At 42.6% G+C, this 10,236-nt stretch carries 8 protein-coding genes; 5 read left to right on the forward strand and 3 right to left on the reverse strand.

Annotation, left to right across the window (positions count from 1 at the left end; translation table 11 throughout):
- Positions 1 to 7 precede the first annotated feature (7 nt).
- Positions 8 to 3,301 (reverse strand): SusC/RagA family TonB-linked outer membrane protein, encoded by a 3,294-nt coding sequence (locus ACQRBJ_RS02230; protein WP_445302755.1) that lies wholly within the window; start codon positions 3,299 to 3,301, stop codon positions 8 to 10.
- 745 nt (positions 3,302 to 4,046) lie between these two features.
- On the opposite strand from ACQRBJ_RS02230, the gene ACQRBJ_RS02235 reads away from it, so the two are divergent.
- Entirely contained in the window at positions 4,047 to 5,303 is a 1,257-nt protein-coding gene (locus tag ACQRBJ_RS02235) for an ATP-binding protein (RefSeq protein WP_445302756.1), read from the forward strand.
- A gap of 460 nt (positions 5,304 to 5,763) precedes the next feature.
- Here the strand turns inward: ACQRBJ_RS02235 and ACQRBJ_RS02240 are convergent, their stop codons facing one another.
- On the reverse strand, positions 5,764 to 6,180 hold the full coding sequence (locus tag ACQRBJ_RS02240; RefSeq protein WP_445302765.1) for a hypothetical protein: 417 nt from the start codon (positions 6,178 to 6,180) through the stop codon (positions 5,764 to 5,766).
- Between ACQRBJ_RS02240 and ACQRBJ_RS02245 the strand changes: the two genes are divergently transcribed.
- The 3 genes from ACQRBJ_RS02245 to ACQRBJ_RS02255 are packed head-to-tail and all read left to right on the forward strand — an operon-like array spanning position 6,148 to position 7,541.
- Positions 6,148 to 6,348, forward strand: coding sequence for a DUF4160 domain-containing protein (locus ACQRBJ_RS02245; RefSeq protein ID WP_287624802.1), 201 nt, complete (start codon positions 6,148 to 6,150; stop codon positions 6,346 to 6,348). The genes ACQRBJ_RS02240 and ACQRBJ_RS02245 overlap by 33 nt on opposite strands.
- Before the next feature lie 6 nt (positions 6,349 to 6,354).
- The gene (locus ACQRBJ_RS02250; protein ID WP_153097229.1) at positions 6,355 to 6,621 is read left to right on the forward strand and encodes a DUF2442 domain-containing protein; all 267 of its coding nucleotides are present in this window, start codon (positions 6,355 to 6,357) and stop codon (positions 6,619 to 6,621) included.
- A gap of 56 nt (positions 6,622 to 6,677) precedes the next feature.
- Complete coding sequence (locus ACQRBJ_RS02255; protein ID WP_445302757.1) at positions 6,678 to 7,541, forward strand: Rpn family recombination-promoting nuclease/putative transposase; 864 nt, start codon at positions 6,678 to 6,680, stop codon at positions 7,539 to 7,541.
- Between the two features lie 88 nt (positions 7,542 to 7,629).
- Here the strand turns inward: ACQRBJ_RS02255 and gluP are convergent, their stop codons facing one another.
- Positions 7,630 to 8,838 carry a glucose/galactose MFS transporter gene (gene gluP / locus ACQRBJ_RS02260; RefSeq protein WP_294968829.1) on the reverse strand — a complete coding sequence of 403 codons (1,209 nt, stop codon included), beginning with the start codon at positions 8,836 to 8,838 and terminating at the stop codon, positions 7,630 to 7,632.
- Positions 8,839 to 8,964: 126 nt separating this feature from the next.
- Between gluP and ACQRBJ_RS02265 the strand changes: the two genes are divergently transcribed.
- Positions 8,965 to 10,158: an SGNH/GDSL hydrolase family protein gene (locus ACQRBJ_RS02265; protein ID WP_445302764.1), complete on the forward strand. Its 1,194-nt coding sequence runs from the start codon at positions 8,965 to 8,967 to the stop codon at positions 10,156 to 10,158.
- Positions 10,159 to 10,236 lie beyond the last annotated feature (78 nt).

Raw genomic sequence — 10,236 nt, forward strand, 5'->3', positions numbered from 1 at the left:
TAAAAGTTTAGAATGTAACTGTTGCACCTACAGAGATTGTTCTCATTGGTGAATAATAAGAAGCGTTGGTTGCGCCAGAATAAGTCTGACGTGGGTCAAATCCCTTACGCTTAGAGAAGTAGCCTACGTTCTCGCATGCCATATACACACGCAAAGTTTCTAATGAGATTGCACGTGCTACGCTTGATGGCAATGTGTAGCCCAAATTGATATTCTCAATATTCAAATAGCTAGCATCTGTCAAGAAACGTGTAGAACCTGCTCCACCATACAATTCACCGTATTGGAATCTAGGAATATTGCTCTCTGTATTGGTTTCAGACCAAGACTTGTACAAATCCTTATGGAAGTTGTATCCATTGTGGCTTGAGCTTGGTGAAGACATGAAAGTAGCGTATGTACCATCATATCCCTTACCACCAATCTGGAACGAGCAGTTGATAGAGAAATCAAATCCGTAAGCACGAACTGTAGTACCGAATCCACCATAGAACTTAGGGATTGTTGTCTCATTAGTCATATAGTAATCAGCCTCACTGTTCACGTTGGTTGTTGTACGACCTGTAACCTTCTTGTGGGTAACACCCTTATAGGAAGCATCAACAACATTACCATCTGCATCATACAAGATATCTGCACCATTTGCATCCTTCTCATATTCATTCTTATACCAAAGTGACTCACCGGTCTTAGGATCAACACCAGCAAATTCCTTTAAACGCCATGAATACATGGAAGCATCTTCTGTAACGAAGAAACTACCATTTGTATAACCATAGTATGGCTTACCATCTGCATCATAGATAGTAGATGTCTTCTTGTCTGGGTGAATCATGGTGATACGGTTCTTCAATGAAGCAATATTGAAGTTAACGTCCCATGTTACGTTTCTTGTACGAACAGCATTGTAATTCAATGTCAACTCGAAACCGGTATTATACAAGTCACCCACATTGTCGTAGTAGCTGCTGTATCCCAAAGATGGAGCAACGGCAAAACTGAACAACATATCTGTAGTCTTACGATAGTAATACTCCAAAGAACCACTGAGCTTGTTCTTGAACAAAGAGAACTCAACACCAGTATTGAAGTTGGTATTCTTCTCCCAAGTGATATCTTCTGTACCCTTTGAGTAGAAAGAAGTACCAATATTGCCATCAGAGTTGGTAATCTGGTAAACATCTACATAACGGTAAGAACCGATATTATCATTACCCTGCTGACCAATAGAAACCTTATACTTCAATTCGTCAACAACCGGAGCCTTAAACCACTTCTCCTTATTGATGAGCCAAGCTCCACCTACAGACCAGAATGTACCCCAACGATGATCCTTGGCGAAACGTGAAGAAGCATCGGTACGGAGAGATGCAGATGCGAAATAACGGTTGTCATAATCATACTGCAAACGACCGAAGAAACCTTCGTTGTTATAACGTGTCTGATAAGATGATGCACTCTTGCCATCAACTACAGCGCCATCAAGTTCTGTATTTTCATCTGAGAACATCTTTGACTTAGAAGCACCGAGTTCATAGTAGCGTCTATCATAATACTCATGACCAAGTAAAGCTGTTACATTATGTACCTTTGCAATAGTAGTAGTATAGTTCAACAACTGCTGCAAGTTATAGTCATAACTACGCCCATGAGACATAGAAACCAGACCACCAGTAGAGTCAAACTGACCATAGTATCCATTTTGTACGCTGTTACCACGAGTTTCATCAAGATTGTAAGTACCATTAATGGTCAGCTTCAAGCCTGGCAGGAATTCAATATCCATGAAACCATTAGCAGAAGCTGCATTACCCTGGCTGTTACGAGTATTCAACAAGACATCCTGTATAGGGCAGGCATTTGTCAGGAATGGACGTGGAAGACCTGCGTTTGTACCATCTCCATAGTCGCGCATGGTAATACCATTAGCATCAACCTTAGGAGTACCATCAGCATTACGGATAAAGAGCGGATAGATTGGTGCAATCTGAGAAGTACAAGCCCAGATATTACCAGTACTTGAAGAATTACCATTGTCTGACAATGAATTACTGCTGTAATGAGAGAAAGACAAGTTTGCACCCACCTTCAACCATTTCTTTGCCTGGTAATCTGCACGCATACGTCCAGAAAGACGTCTCATATTAGACTTATATGTGATACCCTCATTGTCAAGGTAACCCAAAGAAGCATAGAAGTTAGACTTCTCATTAGCTGCATTGATAGAGAGGTTATACTCCTGGCGCTTACCAATACGAGTACCTTCATCCTCCCAATCATCAGGAGTAATCCAATAATCCTGCCCCTTATAGTTTACAAGGCGACCCAATGTTGCATTAGGATTCATACGGCCATTTGAGCCAACAAGAACCTGACCATCAGGCACAGTCCAGATATTATAACCAAGACCACCTGATGTTACTTCACCAAGAAGAGCAGCATTAGCAGCCTTCCAGGCAGCATCAGCATCCATGCCATTGCTCATATAATTATTCTTCAATGCAGCATACTGCATCTCGTAGTACTCAGCAGGGTCTGTGATAACGTCATAATGCTGCAAAGCACGGCTATTCCAACCATACTTAGCATCGAAAGTGATTTTTGCATCGCCAGCCTTCTTAGCCTTTTTGGTAGTAATCATGATGACACCATTAGCACCACGAGCACCATAAAGAGCATTAGATGCTGCATCCTTCAATACTGTCATAGACTCAACATCACTAGGGTTAAGATTGCTCAAATCACCGCTATATGGAGCACCATCAACGATAATCAAAGCATCGTTACCTGCGTTCAAAGAACTAAAACCACGGATACGGATAGTAGAAGTTGAACCTGGAGCACCGTTAGAAGAAGTCAACTGTACACCAGGAACAGCACCAGCCAATGCATTAGTAACACTAGATACCTGAGATTTAGAGAGTTCCTCTGAACCTACTACTGTAGCTGAACCTGTAAATGCTGATTTCTTAGCTGTACCGAAGGCAACAACCATCACCTCGTCTAGAGAATGATTGTCTGCATCCAGAACAATCTTCATGTTCTTGCCTGCCTTTACAGACTTGCTCTGCATACCAATATAAGTAATTTCCAGCTTGGCACCAGCTGGAGCGCTTAATGAGAAGTTACCGTCAATGTCGGTAACTGTACCTGTGTTAGTTCCTACAACCTTGATAGAAGCACCGATAATAGGGCTACCATCTTCAGAAGCAGTAACTTTACCAGAGATTTGACTTTGTGCAAATGCCATGCTCGTACTGAGAGCAAGACCTGCAACTACTGTCATGAGTCTTTTTTCCATAAATCTCCCTCGTTTAAATGAATATATAATGTTTGTTATTTCTTTCTCTCTACATTTTAATGAATTAAATGACCAGCCGTCCCTCAGAGACTTTGGCCTATCATTTGCATCCCACCTCTTGCCCCGAGGTGGAGGGGGAATCGCTCTTTATACGTTATTTTATATAAGAGCCTGTAAGTCTAAAACTTACTTAATTTTAAAGAATATTTTTAATCGGGTGCAAAATTAAGCATTATTTAGGAAACCGCCAAACTTTTTTCAGAAAAAGTTGCACTTAATGCTACATTTTGTTATAAATATCCGATTTTTATGTACTTTTCCTTATAAAATGTAAAGAAATGGGCGACAGTTCATATAAAAAATGTCGCCCATTCAGGATTTTAGCTTTCAGCCTCCAGTTCCTTTCCGAGAACAAAGAGCATATAGAGAGGAATATTCAGTATCTTGGAAACTTCGTTTCGCTCGTATGGCAGGAGACTGGTTCGGAGAGTCCATTTTGGTGTTTTTTTAGCCTCTTTTACAAAAGAGACTCATAATCAGAGGATTACGTATGAAAAATCACATTTTTCGGGGGAATAATGTGGTTTTCCTACACATTTTTCGAAGGAGTTTAAAGAAAGTTTCCTTTATAGAGGAAAGTTTTTTGGGAAAAGTTTCCTCTATAAAGGAAATATCTTACGACTTTTCTTCCTTTATAAAGGAAAATGTTGTATCTTTGCACCCAGATTAACATAAAACGGAAGTTATGGACAAGAGAATAGCAAAACTGCTGATAGCGGAGAACCAAAGGATGATTCAGAATGTGGAGATGGTGAAAAGAAACATCAGCTTCGAATCTCATTCTAACTATGTGCTGGTAGGACTAAGAAGAGCCGGTAAGTCTTACTTGCTATATCAGCGTGCCCAAGAGATGATAGCTCAGGGACATCTGCCAGAGGAAATCCTTTACTTCAATTTTGAGGACGACCGATTGGAAAATCTCCAGCTTTCCGACCTGGATGCCATCAAGCAGGCCTACGAGGAGATGTATGGGCATCAGCCTATCTTCATGCTCGACGAGATACAAATCATTGATGGGTGGGAGAAATTTGCACGCAGACTTGCTGACCAGAAATATAGAGTATATATCACTGGTAGCAACGCCAAGATGCTGAGTAGCGAGATTTCTACTACGCTTGGTGGCAGATATATGGTGCAACCCGTTTTTCCTTTCTCCTTTCAGGAATACTTGACAGCCCAGCATATCTCCTTGCCTGCGCAGTGGGAGTATCTGCAAAATTCTGACCTCAAGAGGGCTTTTCTGGAGTATTTTCATATTGGCGGTTTGCCAGAATTGGTGATTGTTGATAATCAGTTTAAGCGAGAGTGGTTGGGCAATCTATACAGCAAGATTTACTTTGGAGATTTAATTACCAGATACGGAATCCGTAACCCTCTGGCGATGAAGACTTTGATACGTAAACTTTCTGAGAGCGTAAAGCAGCCACAGTCTTATAACAGACTGGCTAATCTGGTTTCTACTGTGGCTGGAAAGGTAAAGCAAGAGACGATAGTGGACTATCTGAGATATATCAAGGACACTTGCCTGGTCTTCTCCATAGAAAACATTTACGCAAAATTACAAGATAGAATGTCGAACCAGAAGTATTACTTTATAGATAATGGTTTTCTGAGTCTATTCCTCTTTGATCCAGAAACATCTCTCTTGGAGAATCTGGTAGCCATTCACCTGCATGAGAAGTATGGGGAAGATCTCTTCTATTATCATGATAATGTGGAGGTGGACTTTTGTCTCTTTGAGCATCAATGTGCTTTCCAAGTGTCGTATAGTATCAAGGATGCTGCTACTCGTGAGCGGGAATTGGGGGCTTTGAATGCTTATCAGAAGAGGTATCCAGGAAGTAGACTTTTTGTTATCACGATGGATGAAGAGGAAACGATAGAACTGGATGACTTGAAGATTGAAGTGATACCAGTATGGAAGTGGTTGCTTACCTCGTAGTTGTTGTTTGATGAATAGAGAGCTACTTTCAAAAATACTCTTCACTCTTCACAAATACGACATAACCAACTGTGTATAAGAGGTTTGCACGGGTGAAGAGTGGCTATGCACTCTTCACCACTCTTCACCTCTCTTCACCCTGTATTTTTTGAGGCTCCGAGATCATTCCATGCTCCCTGCTTCAGCCATCATTGAAGACCAGCGCTGGTCATCAATGATGACCGAGCCTCGTGATAAGTAAGCGGCTCAGCGTTTATCCTCTTGCATCAGGTGAAGAGTGGTGAAGAGTTGAGCTCACTCTTCACCACTCGCACCCCCAGTGTTTATCGGTGTTTCAAGCGATTTGGTGAAGAGTGAAGAGTGAAATCGAGAGTAGGATTTTTACGGGCAAAACAGCTCAAGCTGCACCCCCTATTCCAAATCACGATGATAGTCCTGCCGAAATTTTCCTCCCGACGTATTATTTTCTGCCCGGCAATGGCGCAAAATTGCCCCAGTAGAGGGCAATATCGTGCCATAACCAGGCAATAACTGGAATGAGGCTACTTTTTCGAAAAAATCTTTGGTATATTCCATTTTTATTCTTATCTTTGCAGCGCAGTCCCGGTAAGGCCCTCTCCCAGATTATTCGATGCTGGTGATGACCCCGGGTTTTTTGTTTTTGCAAAAGTACATAAATATTTTGATAGTGACAACAAAAAAGCCTTTTTTCTTTGCTTTTTTTGTTATCTCCCTCACCCTCAAACATTTTTCCAAAATTCCTTGCATCTTTCAGAAGAAAAGCGTATCTTTGCAGAAAAAAGAAACGATGCCAACAATATTTATATTTTTCGGATTCAGATTCATGTTTTATTCTAATGATCATGAACCAATTCATGTCCATGTTATCAAGGATGGAAATGAAGCAAAATACAATGTATCTCCTCTAACCCAGATTTATAATCATGGATTCAAAAAGCATGATATTGCCTTGATAGAATCTATTATTTCTGAGAATGAGGCGGTCATTATAGATAGATGGAAAGAGTATTTTAATCAAAAATAAGATATTATGGAGCAATATAGAGTAAATCGCGTTTGGGTTGACGATGCCCATATTTGGGCAGAAACCCAAAATGGCTGGAAGGCTAACTATCCTTTCAGTCGTTGGAACCGTCTTGCTAACGCCACACCTGCCCAGCGTAAGGCTTTCGTATTGAGTAGATATGGTATTCATTGGCCTGAATTAGACGAAGATTTATGCTTTGAAGGACTGTTCGCAGATGCTGGTATATACAAACCGTCAAATGCAGAAGATACTATTTATTATCAAGCATAATAAAAGTTTTTTTGCAGCAGAAGGATAAGTGAATCATTAAAACCAAGGAGGCAAATATGACAGAGCTAAGAGATAGATACATACGTTTTGACTGGGCTATCAAGCGTTTGCTTCGCCAGAAGGCGAACTTTGGGGTGCTTGAGGGCTTCCTGACTGTGTTTTTGAATGAACCTATCAAGATTGTTGAAATCCTGGAAAGTGAAGGTAATCAGCAGCAGGCTGATGATAAGTTCAACAGGGTTGATATCAAGGCGAAAAATAACAAGGGAGAAATCATTATCGTCGAGATACAGAACACAAGTGAGCTATATTATCTGGAGCGTGTGCTCTATGGAGTAGCCAAAGCTATTACAGAGCATATCAATCTGGGAAATACCTACAAAGAGGTGAAGAAGGTATATTCAATCAGCATTCTGTACTTTGATCTGGGCAAGGGATCAGACTACATCTATGTGGGACAGAACAATTTCGTGGGCTTGCATACCCAAGACCACCTGATCATCAGTACTAAGGAGAAAGATACGATAGTGAGGAAATCGCCTTCAGAGATATTCCCAACCTATATTCTGGTTCGAGTTAATGAATTCAATAAGGTGGCTAAATCACCATTGGAAGAATGGGTTGAATACCTGAAAAATGGAGTCATCTCTCCAGACACCCAGGCACCAGGTCTGCAGGAAGCTCGTGAGAAACTGAAATACTATTCCATGTCGGATGCAGAACGTTATGCATACGATGAGCACATCAATGCCATCATGATTCAAAATGATGTTTTGGGAAATGCAAGACTGGAAGGTATGGAAGAAGGAAGAACCAAAGAGAAAAATGACATTGCCCGCAAAATGCTGGCTAATGGATTGAGCATAGAGCAGATTGCTTTTATTACTGGTTTGACAGAGCAGGAAATTAAAGGACTATAATATAATAAGGTGTATCCCCTAGCCTTTCATCATCGAAGGCTAAAGAGGATACACCTTATTTTATGATCTCAGCTGATAAGAAACGATACTATGAACGAATCTTGTAGCCGTGGATGCTGTAATACAAAATGTAGAGGAAGCAAGGGAGACAGAGCCAATATGCCTGCTGAGCACCTACTGCATCCTTCAGACTGCCATAGAGCGTAGGAAGAACGGCTCCACCAAACATCGCCATGATGAGCAATGAAGAACCTGCCTTGGTAAACTTACCCAGATCTGCCATTGCCAATGGCCAGAGAGCAGGCCACATCAGAGAACAACCCAATGCCATCAATGAGATGAAATAGATGGAAATCTCGGCTGGGGTAAGAACCACCAGCAAAGCTCCGGCAATTGCCAGGAACGAACAGAGCTTCAAGGCTACTGCCTGACTGATGTACTTAGGAATCAGAATGATACCGCAGATATAACCGATAACAATACCGATAGGAGCTATCCAGGCATAGTTAGCAGCACCAGGCAAACCCAGAGAATTGGCATAATCTACCAATGTACCGAGAGAAACCGTCTCAACACCTACATACAGGAACAGTGCCAGACAGCCCAAAAGCAAGTGAGTGAACTGGAAGACAGAGGTCTTGGTTGCAGCATAAGTGCAGGCAGCAGACTCCTCTTCCTCAGAATCATCCTCTCCGGCAGCCTTCACCTCTGGTAATGGAGCCAGGAATGCCAGAACACCCAAAGCCAGGAAGGCTCCGATGATGATCCAGAATGGCTTGGACAAATCCTCGATTCCGATGAGATGCACATCCTTGCCCAACAGCCATACGATGAACATAGATGGGATTGGCCACGCCAGCTTGTTGCAGATACCCATCATACTGATGCGCTTGGCTGCACTATCCAAAGGACCCAGAATGGTGATGTAAGGGTTGACAGATGCCTGAAGATAGGCATTGGCAGCACCACTTACAAAAGATGCAAGCAGGAACAGAGGAAAACTCTTCTCATCGGCAGAAAGGATGAAGAGATAGAATGCTGCTGCGAAGATGACAAACGACAGTGACATCGTCTTCTTATAACCGATAGCCTTGATGGTGAGTCCGGCAGGATAACCGAAAATAAGGAACGGAATGAAGGTGGCTGCGATGATGAGATAAGAGGCTGCGTTGGAAATACCCAGCGAACCCTGCAATACAGGCACCAGCAAGGAATTAATACCCAGGGCAAAGCCCAAAGAGAAAAACATGATTCCAATGAACGACAAAGGAATCGCAAAACTTTTTGTTGGTTGCATAGACTATTATTTTAGTTAGAAATTTAGGCAAAGATACAACTTTTCTCCACATTCTCCAAAGTTTTATGAAAAAAGTTTTTAAATTTCTTGCTTTTGTTGGTTTTTGTGGCTAACTTTGCATCTATGATGAAAAGATTATTAGTTTTATTAATGGTATTCTGTGCCATATCAACTGTTTCTTCCGCACAGAACTGGGTAGGCACCTGGGCCACAGCTCCGCAAACTGTAGTCAGATCATTTATGCCCTATAATAATTGCATGACTAACCGTTCGGTACGCCAGGTGGTAAAGGTTAGCATAGGAGGTGACGTAATTCGCCTCAAGTTGAGCAACATCTATTCGATGCAACCCGTGGAAATCCGCTCCATCTACATCGCACATGCCAAGGATTCCTTCGCCATCGATGCCAAGACGGCACAATACTTCAAGTTCGGCAACAGCTACAAGACCGTCATCCCTGCCGGCAAGCAGATTGTGAGCGATGCCCTGAAGTTCAATCTCAGAAATCTGGAGCGTGTAGCCATCACCATCAATTATACCTCGGCTCCCGAAGTGCCGACCGTTCACATGGGTTCCCGCACCACCTCCTACATCATGAAGGGAGTAACCAATGCCCACTCCAACTTTGAGAAGGCTTTCAGAGAGAACCATTGGTACAACATCAGCGGCATCGATGTCTATACGATGAGCAACAACATGAGTGCCATCGCCATCCTCGGAAATTCCATCACCGACGGCAAATGCTCTACCGACAATGCTCAGAACCGATGGCCCGACGTGATGTCGGAGATGCTGCAGCTGAAGCATAAGATAACCAATCAGGGTGTGCTGAACCTGGGCATCGGCAACAACCGCATAACCGTTCCGGGTGGCTTCGGTGCCCTCGCCAAGGAGCGCTTCGACCGGGATGTCCTGATGCAGAACGGCGTGAAGAAGGTGATTATCTTTGAAGGCATCAACGACATCGGTGCAGCCAGAAGCGGAAACAGCGAAACGGTGGCACGCCAGATTATTGAGAGCATACAGGGAATGGTGAAGAAGGCGAAAGCCCGGAAGATGAAAGTTTATCTCGGCACCATCACCCCATTCAAGGGCGCAGGATATTATACCCACTTCCACGAAGCTGCCCGACTCTATGTAAACGACTGGATTCGCAGTCAGGCAAGAAACGTAGACGGCATTCTCGACTTTGCCAAGCTCCTGCAAGACCCGAATGATGACAGAAGAATGAAGCGGGAATACGCCAGCAACGACTGGCTCCATCCTAACCCAACAGGCTATAAGGCGATGGGAATCTATGCAGCAGACATCGTAAAATAAAGACATCATCGTGAAAAAGAAACATCATAGAAGAACATCGTAAAAAAGGAAAAAGAGGAATCGTGAATAATCATTATC

The sequence above is a fragment of the Prevotella sp. SGI.167 genome, from assembly GCF_050313615.1.
GTDB lineage: Bacteria > Bacteroidota > Bacteroidia > Bacteroidales > Bacteroidaceae > Prevotella.